The organism is Altericroceibacterium endophyticum (genome assembly GCF_009827595.1).
Taxonomy (GTDB): domain Bacteria; phylum Pseudomonadota; class Alphaproteobacteria; order Sphingomonadales; family Sphingomonadaceae; genus Altericroceibacterium; species Altericroceibacterium endophyticum.
Genome location: NZ_WTYT01000003.1, coordinates 161,514 through 184,169 on the forward strand (window position 1 = coordinate 161,514; position 22,656 = coordinate 184,169).

Consider the following 22,656-nt stretch of genomic DNA (forward strand, 5'->3'; position numbering starts at 1 on the left):
GTGCGGCTTATGAGCGGCAAGCAAATAGCAACCATTATAAAGCCCGATGCGCATGGGCTGGAGCGCGCGGTTGCCAGGCTGGAGCAGGGCGGGTTGGTCGCCGTGCCCACGGAAACGGTCTATGGTCTGGCGGCGCGCGCGGATAATGCGGCGGCGGTCGCAGGAATATATCGCGCGAAAGGCCGCCCTGATTTTAACCCGCTGATCACCCATATTCATTCGCTGGCTCAGGCGGAGCACTATGCGGTTCTGGATGAAAGAGCGCATTTGCTGGCGGAGCATTTCTGGCCCGGGCCGCTGACGATGGTGCTTCCCCGCCGGGAAGGAGCCGGCCTCGCTCCGGCGGTCATGGCAGGCCTGCCGACAATTGCTCTGCGCATGCCACGACACCGGGTGATGCGTGCCCTGCTGAAAAGCGTTCCTTTCCCTCTGGCTGCACCATCTGCCAATCGCAGTGGCGGGGTCAGCCCGACCAGCGTGGACCATGTGGCGAATTCGCTCGGGAATGCGGTGGACATCATTCTTGATGGCGGCAGCTGTGAGGCCGGACTTGAATCGACGATCGTGGCGCTTCGGCCGGAGGGAGAATGGAGCCTGCTCCGTCCGGGGCCGCTTGATCGCGCTCAATTGGCAAATTTGCTCGGCCGGGCGGAAATGACGGATAAAAGGGGGATCGAAGCCCCCGGCCAACTCGCCAGCCATTATGCACCGGGCAAGCCCGTACGTCTCAACGCGACTCATGCGAAGGATAATGAAGTGATGATCGGCTTTGGCCCGATCCCTGGGCGCTGGTCCTTATCCGAAGAAGGCGATTTGATGGAGGCCGCCTTTCGCCTCTATGACTGCTTGCATCTCGCTGCAGCGGCGGAGGAATCTGCCATCGCCATCGCACCGCTTCCCGAAATTGGAATCGGGCAAGCTATCAATGATCGGTTACGCCGGGCTGCAGCCTGAAATCATCGGCTGCGGCGTGGATGCCGCGATTCGGAATTCGGTCAGGATGACGGAGGGCTGTAACGGGTCAGGCTATCGCGTTCTGCCTGGGCTTGTTCGATGGACATTTCCAGGCGGGAGCGTTTCTCACAGGCTTTGTCTTTCCCGTCACGGCATTGCTTATCCGCCTTGCGCCAGCCATCATGGAGGTCGTCGAGCTTGTTATCGATCTTGCGCAGGGCCTTTCCGCGCTTTTCATCCGCTTCCGATTGGCTGGTAGTGGCAAGATCGACTGCTTTGGAGCCTATGCGGACCGGAGTTGTTGCCACATCCACCACCGTTTTGGCGAGGCAGCCCTGTAGGGTGACGGCACAGGCGATCAGCGAAATGACAGTTGTAAATCGGCGCATCGGGGAGCCCCTTCTTCGCTGAGTGTGACGCAAACGCCTTGAATTTCAATTCCTTTATGCGGCTTGTTGGCGGGGCTAGGTTAGAGAATCTCATGTCGCCCATGAAAAAGGCCGCCGATCCGAAGATCAACGGCCTGTTTCACGTGAAACGTTTTACGCGCCCGATCAGGCGGCGTCTTCCGCATTCTCGTAATATTGCGGTGCATGCTCTTTCAGCACGCTGAGGATTTTCTGCAAGGCGGACAATTCATCCGTCTTTTCCATTGCCGCCAATTCACGCGCGAGACGGCTGGAGGCCGCTTCAAAAATTTGCCGTTCCGAATAGCTTTGTTCAGGCTGATCGTCGGGACGATAAAGGTCACGTGTGACTTCGGCGATGGACACCAGATCACCGGAGTTGATCTTGGCTTCATATTCCTGTGCGCGGCGGGACCACATGGTCCGTTTGACTTTGGGTTTGCCCTTGAGCGTATCCATCGCTTCTTTCAGCGTCTTGTCGCTGGAAAGTTTGCGCATACCGATGGATTCAACTTTGTTTACCGGAACGCGCAAAGTCATGCGTTCCTTCTCAAAGCGGAGCACATAGAGATCGAGCTGCATTCCGGCGATTTCCTCGCTTTGCAGTTCGGTTACCCGACCGACGCCATGTTTGGGGTAAACGACATAATCACCGACATCGAAAGCGGGCTCATTCGCAGCCATGTAAAATCCTTTCTCCGTGAAGGAGCCCTCAGAATTCCAAAACCGGTTACGAGCCGCGCGATGAATCGGCGGCTGGTTGTACGGTTTTTAAAACTCTATAGAAGAGGGCCTGCCTTCCTGTTACCGGACTGCCGCGCGGGGGATTAGGCGGCAGGTTCGCCTAATATAGTAGATTCGTACGAAAATTTCCAGTCCTGCGCGATTCATACGCAGGGGGTGCGCAAATCTTACGCAATCACTCTGTTTGCAAGTTGTCGCTTTGCGCAATAACTGCATTCACTTCTGCCCCGAGAAGCAGGATATAGGCCGATAAATACAGCCATGTCAGCAACACTATTACCGCGCCCAGCGATCCATAGGTGGCGTTGTAATTGGCAAAATTGGCGACATAGGCTCCGAATCCGACCGTTGCGAGCAGCCATCCGACCGCAGTGATGAAGGCCCCGGGGGTCAACCACCGACGCTCCGATTCGCAGCGATCCGGACCATAGCGATAGAGAATCGTCGCTGCGCTGATTCCGACCAGCATCATCATGCTGTAGCTCACCGCTTTACCAAATCCGACGATCGATCCCGTCACATTCGGCAGGAGATCGGACAGAGATGCCAGAAGGGCGGTGCTGAGCAGCGCCAATCCTGCCAGCATCAGGGCGCCCATGGTCATCAGCAAGGCCATGGCATTCTGCTTCAGAAAGCCGCGTTCATCCTTGGTGTTATAGGCGATGTTCAAGGCGGTGATCATCGCCCCGGCGCCTTTTCTGGCGCCAAACAGCGCTATGCCGAGCGATATCAGGAGGCCAACCCCCTGCTTATCTTTCGAGCTGCCAGCAATGGCTTCGATCTGCCGCGAAAGCAGGTCGGCAGATGATGCGGGCAAATGATCGGCAATCGCCTGCAGATGCAGGGCAACGGTCTCCTGCGGGACGACCAGTCCATAAAGGAGCGCTGCGGCACCGATCATCGGCACCATGGCAAGGAAGGCGTAAAAACCAACCCCCGCAGCAACGATGCCGATATTGTCTGCTCCGGCAGCCTTATAGCTGCGAATGAGCACATCCTTGGGATTGGCCCTGAGGGCGGCCCAGGGAGACGAGGCGTTGATCGATCTATTCGTCACAAGAATAATACTGCCGAGCGCCGTGAAAGTGCCCGGCAGTAATTCGTATCAGACAATCTGATTAATCGCCTTCGCCGGGTTCGGGCGAGAAGAACTTGTCAAACTTGCCTTCTTCGCCCTTATGCTCTTCGGCGTCTTCGGGCGGATCTTTACGTTCGGTAATATTGGGCCATTCAGCCGAATATTTGGTGTTCACTTCGAGCCACTTTTCGACGTCGCTTTCCGTATCCGGCAGAATCGCCTCGGCCGGGCATTCGGGTTCGCAAACGCCGCAGTCGATGCATTCTGAGGGATTGATGACGAGCATGTTCTCGCCCTCATAGAAGCAGTCGACCGGGCAGACCTCGACGCAGTCCGTATATTTACAACGGATGCACGCATCGGTGACGACATAGGTCATGGCTGCTCTTTCCTTTCACTAAATAGGCGAATCGCCGCCTGCTATGGCGATTGCTCCGCCAGCGTCAAGCTCCTCATAGCATTGACGTACTTCTTCTTTCGGTCCGCGCCGGGTTGGCAGCGCAGAAATGCGTATCACGCAGACGCGATGCGCCAGTGGCAAGGTCAGCACATCACCGATTCGGATGGCCTCCTTGCGCTTGGTCACACGCTGGCCGTTACGGCGAATATGACCTTCCTCGATCCAGCGCTGAGCGGTTCCGCGCGTCCGGGCGAAGCGCAAAAACCACAGCAACCGATCGATCCGCATCGGGCCTTAACGAACGAGATCCGCCAATGCGGCAAAAGCATTGCCTTCGCTCGGTTTGGCGGGCCGTTTATTGTCTTTCCGGGGCTGCACATCCTTGCGGGGCGGGCGCCAGCTCCAATTGATGGGGGCCGGTGGGCCAAAGGCATTGTCCGGCAATTGCCGCGGGAAACTGGCCTTGAATCCGGCATCGCGCATCAACCGCAGGTAATTTTCCTGATGCAGTCCCATGCTGGTGGGCAGGGCAATGTCGATCTGAAAACTGCGCGGGTTTTTGGCGGATGCGCGCTGTTCATGCGCGGCGCGGAAGAGCTTTTCCGCCATATCGACCCGAATCAATTGTTTGCCCGCGCGGCGATAGCCAGCCGGGACATGTTTGCCGCCTTCGATTACGGCTTCCATCGCATCACGGACCGGGCGCCGGTCTGAACCAATGGCACGCAGCAATTGCCGCGGGGCGGGTTTGAGCAGCATTGGCACGAACACGTCGAGCGCACCGATGGTGACACCCAACTTGCGCAGGAAGGGGCGCTTTTCCTTGGGGATATGCGCCAGTCCGGCGGCTTCGCGTTGCACCACGCCGGCACGTCCTGCCAGCGTGAGGAGCAGGGCACGCACTTCCGATCCGGCTTCCGGGTCGAGCGCGGCCTGCTCAATCTTGCTCAACGGAGCGAGTGGAGCGAGTTTGCGCTCCAGCCATAAGTCGAGCGCTTCCTGCAGGCGCGTGCGATAGGCCGGATCAAGTGCGCTCAGATCCTTGGTCAGGGTCAGTCTTGGCTGGCTGGCATTCTTGCCGGCTTCCAGTTCGGCAATCACTTCTTCACCGCGCCATACTTTGCCCCTGGCAATAGCCAGATCGCCGAATTCACTATCGATCAGGGCATGTGCCCGTTCGGCCAGCAACTGCGGCATATGTTTCTCCGCTGCTGCAAGCATCAGGCGCTTGTCCTCCTGATCGGCCGCGGCATCCACCACGAAACGGAATCCCTCGAGATGGCCGATCTTCTGATCTTCCACCGTGACTGTGCCATCGTCGCCAAGCGCGACACGCAATAGATTTGCATCTTTACCCATAGTCTTCATCAATACGGCAGTTCGGCGATTTACGAAACGCTCTGTCAGTTTGCCGTGCAAAGCGTCGGAAAGCCGGGCCTCCACGCCCCTTGCACGGGCGGCCATTTCATCGCGGGCAAGCACCCAGTCGGGACGCTGACAGATATAGGCCCAACTGCGAATCGCGGCGATTCGCCCCTGCAATGTGTCGATATCCCCTTCGGTCCGGTCCAGTTCGGCGATCCGCGCGGCGACAAAGTCGGCGCCGATATAGCCCTCTCGCAAATCCTGCCACAGGCGGCTGACAAAACGGCTATGCATGTCAGCGCCTTGCTGACGAAAATCGGGCAGCTGACAGGTTTCCCAAAACCGGCGGACCAGACCCAAACCTCTGACGCTATCGGCAATGTCGGGATCTTCCGCCAGGCGTTTGAGCACGGCGAGATCGATCGCCTCGGGCGCAGCGGTCAATTGTTCCACCTCAGGCCGGGATTCAAGATCACCGATGAGCACGGACAGTCTGTCAAAACGCGGCTCAGCCTCTCGCCAGTACAGTTTGGTCAGCGGGGCGAAGCGGTGCTCTTCGATGGCATAGATTTCTTCTTCATCGAATTCCACCGGGCCGCCGCGCCTGCCACCGGCGAGTGTCCCGAATGTGCCATCCCGCTGATGCCGTCCGGCGCGCCCGGCAATCTGCGCCATTTCGGCAGGATTCAAGCGGCGGCGGCGAACCCCGTCATATTTGGTCAGACTCGCAAAGGCGACATGGGTAACGTCGAGGTTAAGTCCCATGCCGATGGCATCGGTGGCGACGATGTAATCCACCTCTCCCGATTGGAAGAGTTCGACCTGCCGATTGCGTGTCTCCGGACTCAGCGCGCCCATGACAACGGCAGCGCCGCCGCGGAAACGGCGCAGCATTTCGGCAACGGAATAAACCTGCTCCATCGAAAAGGCGACGATCGCGGAGCGCGGCGGAAGGCGGGACAATTTCGCCGACCCGGCATGGCTCAGCGTCGAAAAGCGCGGCCGTTCGATGATTTCGGCCTTGGGCAGCAATGACCGCACCAATGGTTCCAGCGTGGCGGAGCCCAGCAGCATCGTCTCTTCCCGGCCGCGGGCATTGAGCAGCCGGTCGGTGAAGATATGGCCGCGCTCCCGATCAGCGGAAAGCTGGGCTTCATCCAGAGCGACGAAGGCACGTCCCCCGCCATCGCGCGGCATGGCCTCGGCCGTGCACAGCAGATAGCTTGCGCCGGGCGGCTCTATCCGTTCTTCGCCGGTGATCAGGGCAACCTGTTTGTCCCCCTTGATCGCGCGAACCCGGTCATACACTTCGCGCGCCAACAATCGCAGCGGGAAGCCCATGGCTCCGCTCGAATGGGCGCACATCCTCTCGATGGCGAGATGGGTCTTGCCGGTATTGGTCGGGCCTAGCACCGCCCGTATCCGGCTGTCGGAGGCCGCAGCAATCACAGTGGGGCCATAGTGACGCCCAAAAGCCGTTGCCGCAAGCAGGTTCCGCCATGCTGCATCATTCGCCGCCAGGAAGGGGCGGTTTGCCCCCATTTACCCCGCTTTTACTTTATAAGTGCAGAGAAATTGGGCATTTTCAAAATGCGTATGATTGCGCGGCGGAGGGTTTACGATGATCGGCGATGGCAGCGGGGAGAAAGGGGCAGAAACCCCGAACGGCTCCATCACGAAAAAACGCACCGCGCAGCTGAGCCATGATCAGATTGTGCCGGGTGGCAGCACCGGATTGACCGGGCTGGCGCAGTGGCGCGCGCAATATGAGCGTTGGAGAACGAAAGTCTCGGCGCGCCTGTCGGCACTGGATCTGGCGCCCGACCTGGCGCGGGATATCGGCTCGGCCCGCTGGCTGCGCGGGATGGCCACGCTGATCGGTCTTTCTGCGGTGGCCATTGCGATGTTCCCCGGTTTTTCCTCGGTCGAGGCCGCCCCGGCCATGCGGATTGACGGGGCCGCGCGTGACGAGTTTCGCAGCCATATGATCATGCCGCTGGCGCTGGGCGCGGATAGTGGCCGCCATATGGGCGCAACCGCCATTGTCACCCCGCTCGCGCGGGCGCCTGAACGCCCGCAGATCGAAGTAATGGCGACGCTGGCCAAGGGGGACAGTTTCAGCCGGATGCTTCGCAGAGCGGGCGTTAGCGGCAGTGAGGCCGACCATCTGACTCAGCTGATTGCCGATCAGATAGATTTGCAGGATCTGAAACCCGGTACTCAGGTGGATCTGACGCTGGGGCGGCGCACCACGCAGGACGCACCACGCCCGCTGACCGAAATGCACTTTCGGGCACGGTTCGACCTGGAAATGGCGGCTCAGCGGCAAAATGGCAGGCTGGTGATCACGCCCCGGACGATCAAGGTCGATTCCACCCCGCTGCGAATTCGCGGCACGGTTGGCCCCAGCCTTTACCGTTCTGCAAGAGAAGCAGGAGCGCCTCCGCGCGCGGTGCAGCAATATTTGCGTACTCTGGGCGGGGACGTGAATCTTGACCGGGATGTAGATGCCCGTGACGAATTCGATCTGATCGTTGATTACAAACGCGCTGAAACAGGCGATGTGGAAATGGGCGACCTGCTTTATGCCGCGCTGCTGCGCGATGGTCAGCCAGTGAAGCAATTGATGCGCTGGGGCGATGAGGGGAAGTTTTATCAACCCTCTGGCCTTGGTGAACAGCGTGATGGATTGATGGCGCCGGTGCCGGGGCGGATCACGTCACGCTATGGCATGCGGCGGCACCCCATTCTGGGGTATAAGCGCATGCATCGCGGGCTGGATTTCAAAGCCAGCTATGGCACGCCGATTTATGCGGCGAGCGATGGAACGGTCCAATATGCCGGGCGGCATGGCGGCCACGGCAATTATGTGAAGATCGCGCATGGCGGCGGATTGGCCACGGGGTATGCGCATATGAGCCGGATTGCGGCACGCCGCGGGGCCCATGTAAAACGCGGCCAGATCATCGGATATGTCGGCTCTACCGGCCTATCGACCGGGCCGCATCTGCATTACGAAATGTATCGCAATGGCACTACGATCAATCCGGCCTCGGTTAATTTCGTGACGCGCGACCGGATTTCGGGGCGTGAACTGGCGAATTTCCGTGATCGCATGTCCCGCCTGACCAAGGTTGAGGCCGGGGCTGCGCTGGAAGTGCTGAAGCCAGCTGAAGAGGCGCAGCCAGAGCGCGAGATCGACAAGGTCAACGGGCCGCGCAAAGTGGGGTGACGGGTGCCGGGTGGACGTTTCGCCGCGTTGCGTAGCGGCGCCATTTGCGGCAGGGAAGGGCGCATGACTGCATCATATCCCGCTACCCGCCTTCGTCGTCCGCGCGCCACGTCCTGGAGCCGCGCGCTTCACCGCGAAAACCAGCTCTCCCCTGCTGACCTGATCTGGCCTCTCTTCGTGACTGAAGGGCATGGGGTGGAGGAACCGGTCGGTTCGCTGCCCGGCGTGTCACGCTGGTCGCTGGACGGGATCGCGAAACAGGCCAAGGCGGCGGTAGAACTCGGCATTCCCTGTCTGGCCCTGTTCCCCAACACCCAGGCCGATCGCCGGAGTGATGACGGGGCCGAAGCGCTCAACCCCGACAATCTGATGTGCCGCGCAACGAAGGCGATCCGCGATGCCTGCGGCGATTCCATCGGTATTCTTACCGATGTCGCGCTCGATCCCTATACGGCGCATGGGCAGGACGGCTTGCTGGATGACAGCGGCTATGTGCTGAATGATGCCACGGTCGATATTCTTGTCCGCCAGAGCCTCAATCAGGCGGAGGCGGGGGCCGACATCATCGCGCCGTCGGATATGATGGATGGCCGCATCGGTGCGATCCGTGAGGCCTTGGAGCAGGGCCTGCACCACAATGTTCAGATCATGGCCTATGCCGCCAAATATGCCTCGGCCTTCTATGGCCCCTTCCGTGATGCCGTGGGATCAAGCGGGCTGCTGAAGGCGGATAAATCGAATTACCAGATGGATCCCGCCAATTCGGAGGAAGCGCTGCGTGAAGTGGCGCTGGACCTGGCCGAAGGCGCGGATAGCGTGATGGTGAAGCCAGGCCTGCCTTATCTCGATATCGTCCGCCGGGTGAAGGAACGCTTCGAAGTGCCTGTCTTCGCCTATCAGGTGAGCGGCGAATATGCGATGATCGAAGCCGCTGCGGCCGCTGGTGCCGGTAATCGTGAAGCGCTGGTGATGGAAACGCTGATGGCATTCAAACGCGCGGGCTGCTCGGGCATTCTCACCTATCACGCGCCGCTGGCATCACGGATTCTCCATGGCTGAGTTTCGCCTCGAAACAGAGCGGCTCATCCTGCGCGATTGGCGAGAGGAAGATTGGGAGCCGTTTTTCCAGCATACCGACACGCCTGCAGTCATGCGGTGGCTGGGCGGTGTGCTGGAAGGTGGCAGCAACCGGATGACCCGGCCTGCGGTGAAAGAGCGGCTGGAAGGCTATGCGCGCGATTTCGGCTTCACCTTCTGGGTGGTCGAACGCAAGCCGGATGGCGGGCATCTTGCGGGTGAAATCCTCGGCTTTTGCGGGCTTAAACGGGCCAATCAGCCCGGCGGACCGCAGGGCGATATGGAAATCGGCTGGCGCTTTCGCGAAGACAGCTGGGGCCGCGGCTATGCGCGTGAGGCGGCAGAAGCGTGCATGGAGGCCGGGTTCGAACAATTCGGCGCGCCACATATGATTGCACTGACTGTGATGGGCAACAAGGGTAGCTGGGGCTTGATGAAACGTCTCGGCATGCGCCGGCGCGAGGATCTCGACTTCGCGAGTGATGATTTCGGCGATGAAGGCCCCATCATTGTCTATTCCATCACCCGCGCAGAGTGGGAGACGCAGGCATTATGACCCGCCATCCCGGGGCCTTGATCCTGCCTTTTGAAGACAAGGTGCCGCAAATTCATGATAGCGCCTTCATCGCGCCGGGTGCGCGGATTATCGGCGATGTGACCATCGGCCCCGACGCATCGGTCTGGTATAATTGCGTACTGCGCGGCGATATTCACCGGATCGAAGTGGGCGCGCGCAGCAATGTGCAGGATGGAACCGTGATCCATGTGGAGGGGCCGCGCCCGGACACAGAGGGCAATCCCACCATTATCGGCGATGATTGCGTGATCGGCCATATGGCCACCGCCCATGGCTGCGTGCTGGAGGATCACGCCTTCCTCGGCATGGGGGCCATTGCAATGGATGGCGCGCGGATTGGCCGCCATGCAATGCTGGCCGCAGGGGCCTTGCTGTCCCCCGGCAAGGTGATTCCGGAGCGCGAGATCTGGGCCGGACGTCCGGCGAAATTCATGCGCACCTTGTCAGAAGAACAGGCCACCAAGGTAGCGTTTCAAAGTGTGCGCTATGTGGAACTGGCCCGGCGGCACAAGGCGGCGCTTCGTGGCGAAACCGAAGCCTGATTTCCCACCCGCTGCGGATATCCTCGCTCAATGTGACGGGGAGGGGCGGCTGGCTGTGCGGGTGACTCCGGGGGCCCGCAGCGAGAGTATCAGCATTGCGGGGCAAGGAATTACCCTCAAAACCCGCGCCAAGCCGAAGGATGGGGAGGCCAATGACGCGGTCATTGCCATGCTGGCCAAAGCGCTGCGCCTTGCCCCTTCGCGGATCACGCTGGTGCGGGGGGACACTTCGCGCGAGAAAATGGTGCAGATTCACTAAGGCGCAGATCCGGCGGAGTGATGGGGCAGAATGAAAATCCGCCCTATTCACCGTCGTGATGGATGGTCGGATCGGGGCCAATGCGGATCGTGGCAAGCACGGCGATGCACGAAAGGGCGCAGGCCAGCGCCACGGCCCACCCGCCAAACTGGCTGTAAGCCAGCGCCCCGGCCACTGCGCCGCTCGACAGGCCGAACCAGAGCGCCAGCAACCCACCGAAACCGGGCACCGTCTTGCCGCAGAGCCAATAGGCGAGACCCTGCCCGAAACGGACCAGCGCTCCGGTCATATAGGTGAGACCGAAGGGGCTGCCGCCATCGCGCTGAAAACTGTTGTTGAGCGCCCCCATCGCGAGCACCATGCAGCCGACCGAAAGCGCCACCGAACCGAGCGCATAGGCCAGCGCCCCGCCAAGCAGCAACGCAGTGACAAGGATCAGCACATTGCGCGTTTGCTGCATCCCGCTTTTCAGCGCCACCACACCGCCCGCCAGCACGCCGAGCACAAAGCCGCCAATCAGCAAGGCCGGAATGCGGGCCATATGCGTGTCCGTCACCAGATCCACCGCCAACCGCGTGGTATTGCCCGACATGAAGGAGACGAAATAGCCATTGGCAGAGAGAAACCCCACCCCATCCACAAAACCAGCCAACCCCGCCAGCCCAATAGCCAGGCGGCGCTGCGAAGAAGAAAGACGTTGCATGGCGGGCAGCTCTACTCCGCTAAGGCAGGAGGCTCAATCGGGGATTGGGGCTAGGGTTTTGGGAAGCGGATTCGGTGGTCAATTTCGAACGACATATATTGGGCCGTTAGCGGACATTCGAGCAAAACAATTGACGGGTCCGCAAGCCTTCACCCTTTGGTATGGCGGACGAAAAACGGGAGATCGCGTTTTGGTTGAAAACGGGTCGTGTCAGATGGTGTCGCGAATTCTCCTAAAGCGGCACAAGACGTTCGATGATCTCTTTGCTTTCCTTCGCTTCGTGCGCAAACACCACCGCAAAGAGCTATGCTGGCGTGCGCACTCTTTGTGAGCAAAGCCTATAACTTGAAAGATTTTAGTTCTTGGAGCTGCTGCGCGTTGCCGCAAACGTTCACCAGCTTCTGCACCCACTGGTCCGAGAATGTGTAGTCGCCGTGGGCAGCATGGAAGATGCAGTAATCGCGATTTGTGTTCTCCGGCTGCGCGGCACCATTGCGTGGCCGCACCTCGAACATGCGCCACGCTTGCGTGTGGTTGTGCTGCGTGAACGCCACTTCCGTTGCCTTGACTACTTTCTTCACGACGTCTCGGGGCTTATGTGGATAGAGATGGTCTGCCAGCTTGTGCTGGACCAGTACATTGCGAATATCCTTGCCCTCAGCTGAGTCCGGCTGGACGAACTGGAAATGTGCGCGTGACTTCGTGACGGCATCTAGAGTGTAGACAACGCGGAACTGAAATTCCAAATCGGCGATATCTGTTTCGGACATACCTTCGCGCAGCCGGGCATCGATGGCATCTATCTCGCCCGGGATCTCATATTTGTTAAGGGTGGAAGCTTGGTCGAAATTCAACTTCGTGAACTGAAGAGCGAAGGCGAGTTCGTTCGACAAGGTGAGTTGCGCGCCGAACAACTCGCACATACACTTGTCGAAGTTGAGGCAGCACGCCTGAAACAGGCCGAGCCACTTAGAGTCGGCACGGCCTAATAACTTATGCTCGACGTCGTCGCGCAACAGCTTTACCGCACGCAAATTGCCCTTAATACCCTTCGACAGAGGGCAATCGTGGCGCTCGACGATTTGGCTCAGAAGGATAGAACGACCATCCTTGCCGACGATCTTCACTCCTTTCCGCTCGTAATGCTCGTGCATCAAATAGGTCCACGCGACGTTTGCGAGCATCGTGAAGACTTCAGTCTTGAACCGCATTGACGGGCTGTTAAATACTTGGACGGCCAAGATCATCGCCTCGCGTGCCCGGACGAGCCGCTCGTCGTCAAACAGGTTCAAGCCTGTGTTGTGGTCGTAGGAACTTTTCCTGATCTGAAAGAACTCAACCTCGTCGTCGCTGGCTGCTGCGATCGCGGCGTCATTCTTTGTCTCAGTTATGCGCGCGCTGTTAATCGTCGCCTTACGGCCGACGTTGACGAGTGCTTGGATATCTTGGTTGCGCCACCCTTTGGCGAGTAGCGCCTTCACAATAGACTTCTCAGTCCCGGTCAGCGCACCCTCACGATTTCTGCTGGCCATCTAAATTTTTCTCCCCCTACGCGCTTTAATGATTCCATTTTCTGGGCGGCCGGGCAACAGAGGTTAAATTACCAACTCAAATAGTTGCACTAAGCATTCGAGACGGGGGAAGGCGAGTTGCGTAAACTCAAGCGTGTGACCGCTTAGGTTGAACGCATTTTGTGACGGATTCACCGTCTTGTCTTTAGTTCAACCACGGGACGAAGCAGCAGTCGAGATTTCAGACGAACTTGGCATTAACGCTCTCTAGACAGACGTCAGTTCGTTGGAGCGTGTTTCGGTACGCAGAACGGCCACAAAAAGGGCGAGCAACTGTCGCGCTTAATCTCATGAATTAATGTCGGCTTGAGACAATTCTCAATCCCAAAGCCGACGTTCTGGCTCGTCCAACAATTCGACCACGACACACCCCCTCTTTTTATGTCCGTTTTTGGTCGCTCGATTTAGAAGACGGAATGACCGAAATGCGGGAGCAAATGCGCCATGGCATTGCAAACCTCAGCCAACCTCAATCCCGCACCATCGCTCTTAAAGTGTCAATCCGGTCCGCTTCATGGACGGGCTTGTTTTTGCGGATGCGGTGGATGCGGGGGAAGCGCATGGCGAGGCCGGACTTGTGGCGTTTGCTCAGGTGCACGGAATCAAAGGCGACTTCGAAGGTGAGGCTCTTGTCGGTCTCGCGCACCGGGCCGAAGCGGTTGATGGTGTGCTGGCGGACATGTTTGTCGAGGAATTTCAATTCCTCATCGGTGAAGCCCGAATAGGCCTTGCCCACCGGAAGCAGCTCTGCGCCCTGGTCGGGGTCGCCATCCCAGCAGCCGAATGTATAGTCCGAATAGAAGCTGGAGCGTTTGCCGCTGCCGCGCTGGGCATACATCAGCACGCAGTCGATCAGCAGCGGATCGCGTTTCCACTTATACCACAGGCCGGTTTTGCGCCCCGCGACATAGGGGGAATCGCGGCGTTTGAGCATCAGCCCTTCAATCGCATCGGCGCGGGTGCCTTCGCGGATCTGCGCCAGATGGGCAAAATCGCGTGCCTCAACGATCTGGGAGAGATCAAAGCGGGGCGCGGGCAGGCGGGGCAGAAAAGATTCCAGTCTTTGCCGCCGCTGCTCCCACGGGAGGCTTCGCAAATCCTCTCCCTCCAGACTCAGCGCATCATAGAGCCGGACAAAGGCGGGCAATTCGCTCAGCATCTTTTTGCTGACCGTTTTGCGCCCGAGGCGCTGTTGCAATGCGTTGAAACTGGCCGCGCCGCCGGCCTCTCCGCCCTGATGCTGGCCCTGCACCAGCAATTCACCATCGAGCACGGCGGGAATCGTCAGCGCTTCGGCCATTTCGGGGAAAGTGGCGGTGATATCATCGCCCGACCGCGAATAGAGCCGGGTCTCGCCGCCTGCATGGACCAGTTGCACGCGAATCCCGTCCCATTTCCATTCGGCCACATAATCCGCAAGATCGACCGTGCCATCCTCCAGCGGATGGGCCAGCATGAAGGGGCGGAACAGCGGCATGTTTTCGGTATCGGGCGGGGCCTTTCCATGGGCAGCCCAGTCGAACAATTCGCTGTAGGGCGGCGCGATTCCGTGCCAATATTCCTCAACATCATCGACCGACACGCCAAAACTCTGCGCAAATGCCACTTTGCCAAGCCTTGCGGAAATGCCGATCCGCATGGCCCCGGTCGCGAGCTTGATGAGCGCATAGCGGCCGGACACATCGAGCCGGTCAAGCAAGCGGGGCAGTTCGGTGACTACGCTGGTGCGGTTCATGGCCTGCAGCATGTCCACCGTTTCGGAAACAGAGGGCGGGGGAAGCGTTTCGCCCACTGGATTCGGCCACAGCAGGCTGGCGGTTTCTGCCGTATCACCCACGAAGTCGCGGTTGAGGGACCAGAGCACCGGGTCGACCCGCTCTTTCATCAGATTGCGGATGGTGCTGGCTTTGACCGCTTTGAAATCCAGCCCGTCGGTCAGCGCGGCAAGCGCCCAGCCACGGTCCGGGTCAGGGGTCTGGCGCAGATAATCTGCGATGAGCGCGAGCTTGGCATTGCGCGAGGATGTATAGACCAGCGCATCGAGGAGGGCGGCGAATTGCTGCATCAGCGGAATGCTCCGGCAAACCCGCTCTTGGCAGGCCAGCGCAGGCGGGACTCTCGCGCCGGAGTGACGACAGGGAAGAGGCGGCGCATCGTGTCAGTCATCCTCATCATCCTCGTACCCCACCATGGAAAGCGCGCGGGCGCGCCGCTGATGAAGCTGGCACCAGCGCAAAAGCGCCTCTTCACGGCCATGGGTGATCCAGCTTTCCTGCGGGTTGACCTCTTCAATGGTGCGGGTCAGCTCGTTCCAGTCGGCATGGTCGGAAATGATCAGCGGCAATTCGACATTGCGCTGCCGCGCGCGCTGACGGACGCGCATCCAGCCGGAAGCCATGGCGGTGATCGGATCGGGCAGGCGGCGGCTCCAGCGATCATTCAGCGTGGAGGGCGGCGAGATAATGATGCTGCCGCGCATTTCCTCCTTCGTATGATCGGCAACCAGTCGCAATTCGCCCAGATCGACACCGAATTCTTCATACAGCCGGCACATCTTCTCCATCGCGCCATGCAGATAGATCGGATCTGTATGGCCTGCGCGGCGCAATTCGGCGATGACCCGCTGCGCCTTGCCCAGTGCATAGGCGCCCACCAGTACGCAGGCTTCCGGATTGGCATTCAGCCGCGCCAGCAATTTGGCCATTTCCTCTTCGATCGGGGGATGGGTAAACAGCGGCAGACCGAAAGTCGCCTCCGTGATGAAGATGTCGCAGGGAGTAACCTCAAATGGCGGGCAGGTGGGGTCGGGACGGCGCTTGTAATCGCCGGTAATGATCACCCGCTCGCCTGCATGTTCGAGCAATATCTGCGCCGATCCCAGCACATGGCCAGCGGGGATATAGCTGGCCTGAACGCCGCCGGGCAGCTTTGTCACTTCGCCATAGTGCACAGGCTGCGCGCCCTCGGCAGTGTTGTAGCGCAGTTTCATGATGGCCAGCGTTTCGGGCGTGGCTATGGTGGTCCCATGCCCGCCGCGCGCATGATCGGCATGGCCATGAGTGACCAAAGCCGTATCCACCGCGCGAGAGGGATCGATCCAGCAATTGGCAGGCACGATATGGATCCCATGCGGTTCGGGCCGGATCCATGAAAATGCTGCGCTCATAGACAGGAAATGGCTGGATGGCCCAACCGGTTCCGCAGTCATTGAGCGGCTTTATCCCTCGCTCGGTGTCAGCGGTCTGCGTTAATCGTCTGACTGCTGTGCTTCGTCCTTCGCTTCTTCTTGTGCCTGCCATGCGGCAATATCCGCATCGTAGCGCAGGATGCGGGTGTCGGGATCAATCACAAAATGGGTGTCTGGCTGCGGCAGGTCGATATGTCCTGTGCCGCCGCTCATATCCACCACTTCAATCCGGTCTCCGATCTGCACTTCCACTGGCAGGATGAAAGGCATATCGGCACCGCTTTCCCAGCGCAGATCAAGCCGGGTGCCATTTTGCTGCGTCACCAGCCTGGGCAATTCTGCATGGCGGAAATACGCTTCCACGAACCAGCCCAGTTGCTTGCCGGTTACGTTTTCGAAGACCCGCTGGAAATCATTCGTATCGGCGAGGACCCAATCGAAATTGCCGGGGCGCGGATCGGCACGGCCATAGGTCAACTGCGTGGTCGCGGCGAGGAAAGCCTCATCACCCACATATTCGCGCAAAGTATGCAGAATCCAGGCACCTTTGTAATAGATATCGGCGCCCCAACCGGCTTCATCATCATTATAAAGCTCGCTGGAAATCTGTTTTTCGGGGGCCAGCGGAACCTTGCTGATGATTTTCTTGCGCAATTTCCACAGTTCGACGCGATAGGCCGTCTCCCCTTTGGCCCAGCGCAGAAAAAGCGGCTGCATATAGGTGCCAAAGCCTTCATGAAGCCACATATCGGCGGTGCTGGCATTGGTCAGCTGATTGGCAAACCATTCATGGCTGAATTCATGCTGCATCAGCCAGTCATACCCTTCGGGCGACAGGATAAAGTCGTTGCCATAGGCATTGATGGTCTGATGCTCCATGCCCAGATGCGGGGTCTGGGCCAGGCCAACTTTCTCTGCGCTCCAGGGGTAGGGGCCGATAGTCGATTCAAAGAAGTCGAGAAAGAGCGTCATTTCTCCCAGCATCTTTTCAGCGCCTTCCCGGTCCCCTGGAAGATACCAGAATTTCAGCGGAATATCGTTGCCATAACGGCTGTGATAGGTCCGCTCGGCCAGCTCATAGGGGCCGATTTGCAGCGATACGCCATAGCCATTGGGCGCATGCGCGCGCCAGCGATAGGTGTTCCAGCCGTCAGCTTCCTGGACCGACTGCAAACGGCCATTGGCAGCGACCACCAGCGGCGCGGGCACCGTGACTGAGAGGTCGAGCGTGGTCACGCGCTTGGATGGATGGTCAATACAGGGCCAGAACAGGTCACAGCCATTGGTCTGGACCGCCGTGGCGATCCATGGCTGGCCATCCTCGGTCTCGTCCCAGACAAATCCTCCATCCCACGGCGCCTTGGGCGCGATCCGCGGCTTCCCGCCATAGGTGATGGTCAGCCGGGTTTCCTCGCCCGCGGCCAATGGCTCAGGCAGCATCAGGCTCAGCCGTCCGTCGTCATTGGCCCAGCTGGAGCGAGGCAAAGTCTGGCCATTGACGCTGATCGCATGGGTTTGGAGCCGGGGATCGAGATCGAAGCCCAGCTTGGTAAGCGGCGCAGTGGCGCGCACCGTATAATGCGCCGCGCCTTCAATCGTCTCCGTCGCCGGATCGACAGTCAGCGACAAAGCCAGATAGGGCGTTTCCATGGCTGCGCGCACCGGGTCGAGCGCCGCACCGCTGTCGGCAGTGTACTCGCTCAGCGGCGCCTGTTCGGCAATGGCGGGCGAGTCATCTGCAGCGGCCTGGGCGCTCATGCTCCAGCATGCGGCGGACAGGCTCAGAACGGCAAAGGCAAGCGGGCGGTGCAGCAGGGCAGAGGAGATAAGCATCACCCTCCTTGGTCGCAGATGAAACCTGTTGTCCAGTCGTAAAGCACTAAAAAACCACCCGAAGCAGCCGTGCTTCGGGTGGTTTTGTGAGTACCGGTTGAGGCAGGATCAGTCCTGGCTTTCCTCACCCTTGGCATCATTCAAGTCGGTGCTGGGCGGGGTCGTTTCCGATTTATCGGCGGCTGGTGTCGATTTCGCCGCCGGTTTCTTGCGTTTCTTCGCCTTGCTCACCTTGGGCGGGGCAGGGGTGAGCTCAAAGGCGAGTTTTTCGTCCTTTACGCTCACATGCACTTCGCCGCCCTGCGCCAATTTGCCGAACAGGAGTTCTTCCGCCAGCGGCTGCTTGACCTTTTCCTGCATCAGGCGGCCCATCGGGCGTGCGCCATAGAGCCGGTCATAGCCCCGCTTGCCGAGCCATTTGCGCGCATCGCCATCAAACTGGATATGCACATTCTGGTCGGCCAGCTGCAATTCGAGCTGGAGAATGAACTTGTCGACCACGCGGCTGATCGTGCCGGTCCCAAGATAGCCAAAGGGCACGATGGCATCGATCCGGTTACGGAATTCAGGGGTGAACATCCGCTTCACCGCCTCGTCACTCGCGTCTTCCTTCGACACATCGCCAAAACCGATGCCTTGCGATGCCATGTCGGATGCGCCGGCATTGGTGGTCATGATCAGCACGACATTGCGGAAATCCACGGTCTTGCCGTGATGGTCGGTCAGCCGGCCATTATCCATCACCTGCAACAGAATGTTGAACAGGTCGGGATGGGCTTTCTCGATTTCATCCAGCAACAGCACGCAATGCGGCTGCTGGTCGATTGCATCGGTCAGCAGGCCGCCCTGATCATATCCGACATAGCCCGGAGGCGCGCCGATCAGCCGCGAGACCGAATGGCGTTCCATATATTCGGACATATCGAAACGCTGCATGGGAATGCCCATGATATTGGCCAGCTGCTTGGCGACTTCTGTCTTGCCGACGCCGGTGGGGCCGGAAAACAGGAAGGAGCCGATCGGCTTGTCCGCATCGCGAAGGCCCGCGCGGGACAGTTTCATCGCAGTGGAGAGGACTTCGATGGCCTTATCCTGCCCAAAGACGACGCGTTTCAGATCGCGGCCCAGAGTTTCGAGCGCCTTCTTGTCGTCCTTGCTGACCGATTTCGGCGGAATCCGGGCCATGGTCGCAATGACCTTCTCGATTTCCTTGCCGGTGATGGTCTTGCGCCGGCGGCTGGGCGGAACGAGCATCTGCATGGCGCCGACTTCGTCGATCACATCGATTGCCTTGTCGGGCAGCTTGCGGTCATTGATGTAACGGCTGGAAAGCTCCACCGCGGTCTTGATCGCATCGGGCGTATATTTGACTTTGTGATGCTCTTCAAAGGCCGAACGCAGCCCCTTCAGGATCTTGATCGTATCTTCGACCGAGGGTTCGTTCACATCGATTTTCTGGAACCGGCGCAGCAAAGCGCGATCCTTCTCGAAGTGATTGCGGAATTCCTTGTAGGTGGTGGAGCCGATGCAGCGAATCGTACCGCCCGACAAGGCGGGCTTCAGCAGATTGGAGGCATCCATTGCGCCGCCACTGGTTGCGCCAGCACCGATGACCGTGTGAATTTCATCAATGAACAACACGGCCTCAGGCATCTTCTCAAGCTCTGACACAACCTGTTTCAGCCGCTCTTCAAAATCACCGCGATACCGCGTGCCAGCCAGCAGGGAGCCCATATCGAGCGAATAGATTACCGCGTCGAGCAGCACTTCGGGCACGTCACCTTCAATGATCTTGCGCGCCAGACCTTCGGCGATGGCGGTCTTGCCGACGCCCGGATCGCCAACGTAGAGCGGGTTGTTCTTGGACCGGCGGCACAGGATTTGCACCGTGCGGTCCACCTCTGGGCCCCGTCCGATCAGCGGGTCGACCTTACCGTCTTTCGCCTTTTCATTCAGATTGACGCAGAACTGGTCGAGCGCGGTTTCCTTCTTGTTCTTTTCAGCCTTTTCGGCGGCGGGATCGGCTGCTTCTTCCGTCCCTTCCGGCACGGCTGAACCGATTTGCCGGCCGCTCTTGCCAATGCCATGGCTGATGAAGCTGACGGCATCGAGCCGGCTCATATCCTGCTGCTGCAGGAAATAAACGGCGTAGGAATCCCGTTCGGAGAACAGCGCGACCAGCACATTTGCGCCCGTCACCGTGTCTTTGCCGGATGATTGCACATGCAGGATGGCGCGCTGGATAACGCGCTGGAACCCGGCGGTCGGCTGCGGATCGCCATCCTCATCGGTCTTGAGAGACTGATATTCCTGATCAAGATATTGTTTGATCACGGTGCCCAGCTCTTCAATATCCACGCCGCAGGCATTCATCACTTCTGCGGCATCGTTATCCTTCACCAGCGCCAGCAGAAGATGTTCGAGCGTGGCATATTCATGCGCACGGTCGCTGGCATTCTGAAGGGCATTGTGGAGAGTTTTTTCGAGGCTTTGTGCAAAGCTAGGCATAATAAATATCCATTGGGGTGGAAATACGATCCGTATCAGCCACTGCTGGTATCTTCAGAGTGAAGACCGAACATGAACCACGGCGGAACGCAGAATAGAGAAGCCGGTGCGTAACACTCCGGCCTTCAGGATATGGGATGTTGTCGCAAAATTGCGAGGGGTTGGCATTGCCGGAAATGGGGATGAGGCAGCCCTGCCTCAATCGGTTTCTCTGGGACTGAAAAGCGCATCGGCCGCCTTGCGATGTTCGGCCACGCGTGAGAAATGGGCCTTTACCCGGTCAATCTCGCTTTCGAGGAGGCGAATCCGGGCGGTCAGCTCGTGCTGAGAATAGCTGTCTAGGCTTTCCTGGCTGAGCTGGCCCGCGGCATCTCCGCGCTTGGGGGGGAGATCTTCGTCAATCATTACAGGGCAACATCGGACGGTGATGCCTTGCTGTCAATGGTCCATGGGTTTACGCGTAGAGAAAGCGTTAACCGGGACAGAGGAGCCTGATCGTCGCCATGGGATCCAGCTTGCCGCACACGATGACTGCTATGGAGATTGCCCGGCCCGGCGGGCCCGACAGCCTGCAGCTTGTGACTTGCGATGTTCCCCGGCCAGGTGCCGGAGAAGTGCTCATAAAGGTTGCATTTGCGGGCGTGAACCGGCCCGACATATTTCAGCGCGAAGGCAATTACGCTCCGCCAGAGGGGGCATCGCCGCTGCCCGGGCTGGAAGTCGCCGGAGAGATCGCCGCGATTGGGGATGATGTGGATGCCCTGGCGATCGGGGATCGCATATGCGCGCTGGTGCCCGGTGGCGGCTATGCGGAATATTGCCTTGTCCCGGCCGGCCATTGCCTGCCCGTTCCCGAATCCTTGTCGCTGAAAGAAGCAGCGGCCTTGCCGGAAACGCTCTTTACCGTGTGGCACAATGTGTTTGAGCGTGGCTGGGTAAAGGAAGGTGATACCTTGCTGGTTCATGGCGGGACCAGTGGCATTGGTACGATGGCGACGATGCTGGGCAAACTATTCGGCCTGACGGTGTTTGTGACCTGCGGCAGCGAGGACAAATGCGCCAGAGCGCGCGAGATCGGCGCTGACCATGCCATCAATTACAAGCAGGAAGATTTTGTTGAGCGAGTCCGGACACTTACGGGTGGTAAAGGCGTGGATTGTGTGCTCGATATGGTCGCAGGCGATTATACGCCGCGCAATCTGAAGGCTTTGAGTGTGGAGGGGCGCCTGGTGACAATCGCGGTATTGGGCGGCGCGAAGGCGACCATCAATATGGCGCAGCTGATGATGCGGCGACAAACGATTACCGGATCAACTCTGCGTGCCAGATCGGATGAATTCAAAACCCTGCTGGCGCAGGAAATTGCCGCCAATGTGTGGCCTCTGGTCGAAGATGGCAGTCTGCGTCCAGTGATGGACCGCAGTTTTGCCTTGAGTGATGCGCCGGATGCCCACCGTCATATGGAAGCGGGCGACCATATCGGAAAAATAGTTCTGGAGGTTCACGGTTAATGGACGAATTGCTGCTTCATGAAGATCCACGTAGCGGCAATTGCTACAAAATCCGCCTCACGGCTCATTTGCTTGGGCTGCCGCTACAGCGCCTGCAATATGATATTCTGCAGGGTGAAACGCGCACCACCGAATTCCTGTCCAAGGTAAACCCCAGTGGCTGCATCCCGGTGCTGCAGGTCGGCGATCATTTCCTTCCGGAAAGCAATGCGGCCTGCTGGTTTCTGGGTGAAAACACGGCGCTGATTCCCGACGACAGTTTTGACCGCGCGAATATGCTGCGCTGGATGTTTTTTGAACAATCCGCGCATGAACCCAATATCGCGACCTTGCGTTTCTGGTTGCATTTCGTGGGGGAAAACAATCTTTCCACCCAGCAAAAATCGCAGATCATGACGAAACGCATTGCCGGGGATGAAGCGCTCAAGGCGATGGATCGCCATTTGACCGGGCGTGAATGGTTCGTCGGGGATGCGATCAGCCTCGCCGATATTGCGCTCTACGCTTATACGCATGTGGCAGAGGCCGGGGGGTTCCGGCTGCAGGATTATGACCAGGTCTGTGCCTGGCTTCGCCGGATTGAGGATCTGCCCAACTACGTACCCATGGATTGAATTTACTTGTAAGTTCAAGCGATTACTTTGACATGGGAATGTAACAAAGTCGCTGAACTGTCTCCCGATTGTGGATCTTGTGTCATAATTGTCT

Annotated in this window: 21 protein-coding genes; 8 read left to right on the top strand and 13 right to left on the bottom strand. The window is 59.1% G+C overall.

The features are described from left to right. The first annotated feature begins 9 nt into the window (after positions 1-9). Positions 10-954: an L-threonylcarbamoyladenylate synthase gene (locus GRI91_RS07835; protein WP_160736113.1), complete on the top strand. Its 945-nt coding sequence runs from the start codon at positions 10-12 to the stop codon at positions 952-954. Between the two features lie 41 nt (positions 955-995). On the opposite strand, the gene GRI91_RS07840 is transcribed toward GRI91_RS07835, so the two are convergent. The 6 genes from GRI91_RS07840 to GRI91_RS07865 all read right to left on the bottom strand — a co-directional run bounded on the left by GRI91_RS07840 (position 996) and on the right by GRI91_RS07865 (position 6,490). Beyond that, the gene (locus tag GRI91_RS07840) at positions 996-1,343 is read right to left on the bottom strand and encodes a hypothetical protein (protein ID WP_202385520.1); all 348 of its coding nucleotides are present in this window, start codon (positions 1,341-1,343) and stop codon (positions 996-998) included. A 165-nt stretch (positions 1,344-1,508) separates the two neighbouring features. Then, positions 1,509-2,045: a CarD family transcriptional regulator gene (locus GRI91_RS07845; RefSeq protein WP_160736114.1), complete on the bottom strand. Its 537-nt coding sequence runs from the start codon at positions 2,043-2,045 to the stop codon at positions 1,509-1,511. 235 nt (positions 2,046-2,280) lie between these two features. Continuing rightward, positions 2,281-3,162 (bottom strand): YihY/virulence factor BrkB family protein, encoded by an 882-nt coding sequence (locus GRI91_RS07850; RefSeq protein WP_337190336.1) that lies wholly within the window; start codon positions 3,160-3,162, stop codon positions 2,281-2,283. A 61-nt stretch (positions 3,163-3,223) separates the two neighbouring features. After that, entirely contained in the window at positions 3,224-3,562 is a 339-nt protein-coding gene (gene fdxA / locus GRI91_RS07855; protein ID WP_160736115.1) for a ferredoxin FdxA, read from the bottom strand. An 18-nt stretch (positions 3,563-3,580) separates the two neighbouring features. Beyond that, a complete protein-coding gene (locus tag GRI91_RS07860) occupies positions 3,581-3,871 on the bottom strand; it encodes an RNA-binding S4 domain-containing protein (RefSeq protein ID WP_160736116.1) in 291 nt (96 codons plus the stop codon). A gap of 6 nt (positions 3,872-3,877) precedes the next feature. Beyond that, positions 3,878-6,490, bottom strand: a complete 2,613-nt coding sequence (locus GRI91_RS07865) for a helicase-related protein (RefSeq protein WP_160736117.1) — start codon at positions 6,488-6,490, stop codon at positions 3,878-3,880. 79 nt (positions 6,491-6,569) lie between these two features. Between GRI91_RS07865 and GRI91_RS07870 the strand changes: the two genes are divergently transcribed. The 5 genes from GRI91_RS07870 to GRI91_RS07890 all read left to right on the top strand — a co-directional run bounded on the left by GRI91_RS07870 (position 6,570) and on the right by GRI91_RS07890 (position 10,635). Then, positions 6,570-8,180 carry a M23 family metallopeptidase gene (locus GRI91_RS07870; protein WP_160736118.1) on the top strand — a complete coding sequence of 537 codons (1,611 nt, stop codon included), beginning with the start codon at positions 6,570-6,572 and terminating at the stop codon, positions 8,178-8,180. A 63-nt stretch (positions 8,181-8,243) separates the two neighbouring features. Next, the gene (hemB, locus tag GRI91_RS07875; protein WP_160736119.1) at positions 8,244-9,239 is read left to right on the top strand and encodes a porphobilinogen synthase; all 996 of its coding nucleotides are present in this window, start codon (positions 8,244-8,246) and stop codon (positions 9,237-9,239) included. After that, positions 9,232-9,813, top strand: a complete 582-nt coding sequence (locus GRI91_RS07880; protein WP_160736120.1) for a GNAT family N-acetyltransferase — start codon at positions 9,232-9,234, stop codon at positions 9,811-9,813. Before hemB ends, GRI91_RS07880 begins: the two co-directional genes overlap by 8 nt. Continuing rightward, positions 9,810-10,376 (top strand): gamma carbonic anhydrase family protein, encoded by a 567-nt coding sequence (locus tag GRI91_RS07885; protein ID WP_160736121.1) that lies wholly within the window; start codon positions 9,810-9,812, stop codon positions 10,374-10,376. Before GRI91_RS07880 ends, GRI91_RS07885 begins: the two co-directional genes overlap by 4 nt. Beyond that, a complete protein-coding gene (locus GRI91_RS07890; RefSeq protein WP_160736122.1) occupies positions 10,357-10,635 on the top strand; it encodes a DUF167 family protein in 279 nt (92 codons plus the stop codon). The genes GRI91_RS07885 and GRI91_RS07890 overlap by 20 nt, the downstream gene beginning before the upstream one ends. A gap of 43 nt (positions 10,636-10,678) precedes the next feature. On the opposite strand, the gene GRI91_RS07895 is transcribed toward GRI91_RS07890, so the two are convergent. From GRI91_RS07895 to GRI91_RS07925, 7 genes are all read right to left on the bottom strand, one after another. Further along, a complete protein-coding gene (locus GRI91_RS07895; protein WP_160736123.1) occupies positions 10,679-11,338 on the bottom strand; it encodes a YoaK family protein in 660 nt (219 codons plus the stop codon). Positions 11,339-11,676: 338 nt separating this feature from the next. Then, complete coding sequence (locus GRI91_RS07900) at positions 11,677-12,870, bottom strand: DUF3644 domain-containing protein (RefSeq protein ID WP_237437741.1); 1,194 nt, start codon at positions 12,868-12,870, stop codon at positions 11,677-11,679. Positions 12,871-13,378: 508 nt separating this feature from the next. Continuing rightward, positions 13,379-14,974: a cisplatin damage response ATP-dependent DNA ligase gene (locus GRI91_RS07905; RefSeq protein WP_160736124.1), complete on the bottom strand. Its 1,596-nt coding sequence runs from the start codon at positions 14,972-14,974 to the stop codon at positions 13,379-13,381. A gap of 93 nt (positions 14,975-15,067) precedes the next feature. Continuing rightward, the gene (locus tag GRI91_RS07910; protein ID WP_160736368.1) at positions 15,068-16,075 is read right to left on the bottom strand and encodes a ligase-associated DNA damage response exonuclease; all 1,008 of its coding nucleotides are present in this window, start codon (positions 16,073-16,075) and stop codon (positions 15,068-15,070) included. A gap of 81 nt (positions 16,076-16,156) precedes the next feature. Then, positions 16,157-17,929, bottom strand: coding sequence for a M1 family metallopeptidase (locus tag GRI91_RS07915; protein ID WP_160736125.1), 1,773 nt, complete (start codon positions 17,927-17,929; stop codon positions 16,157-16,159). Between the two features lie 108 nt (positions 17,930-18,037). After that, positions 18,038-20,437: an ATP-dependent Clp protease ATP-binding subunit ClpA gene (gene clpA, locus GRI91_RS07920; protein WP_160736126.1), complete on the bottom strand. Its 2,400-nt coding sequence runs from the start codon at positions 20,435-20,437 to the stop codon at positions 18,038-18,040. Positions 20,438-20,635: 198 nt separating this feature from the next. After that, the gene (locus GRI91_RS07925; RefSeq protein ID WP_160736127.1) at positions 20,636-20,842 is read right to left on the bottom strand and encodes a DUF1192 domain-containing protein; all 207 of its coding nucleotides are present in this window, start codon (positions 20,840-20,842) and stop codon (positions 20,636-20,638) included. Between the two features lie 122 nt (positions 20,843-20,964). Between GRI91_RS07925 and GRI91_RS07930 the strand changes: the two genes are divergently transcribed. Both GRI91_RS07930 and GRI91_RS07935 read left to right on the top strand, forming a co-directional pair. Continuing rightward, entirely contained in the window at positions 20,965-21,948 is a 984-nt protein-coding gene (locus tag GRI91_RS07930) for an NAD(P)H-quinone oxidoreductase (RefSeq protein ID WP_419866830.1), read from the top strand. Further along, on the top strand, positions 21,948-22,562 hold the full coding sequence (locus GRI91_RS07935) for a glutathione S-transferase family protein (protein WP_160736129.1): 615 nt from the start codon (positions 21,948-21,950) through the stop codon (positions 22,560-22,562). The genes GRI91_RS07930 and GRI91_RS07935 overlap by 1 nt, the downstream gene beginning before the upstream one ends. The last annotated feature ends 94 nt before the right edge of the window (positions 22,563-22,656 follow it).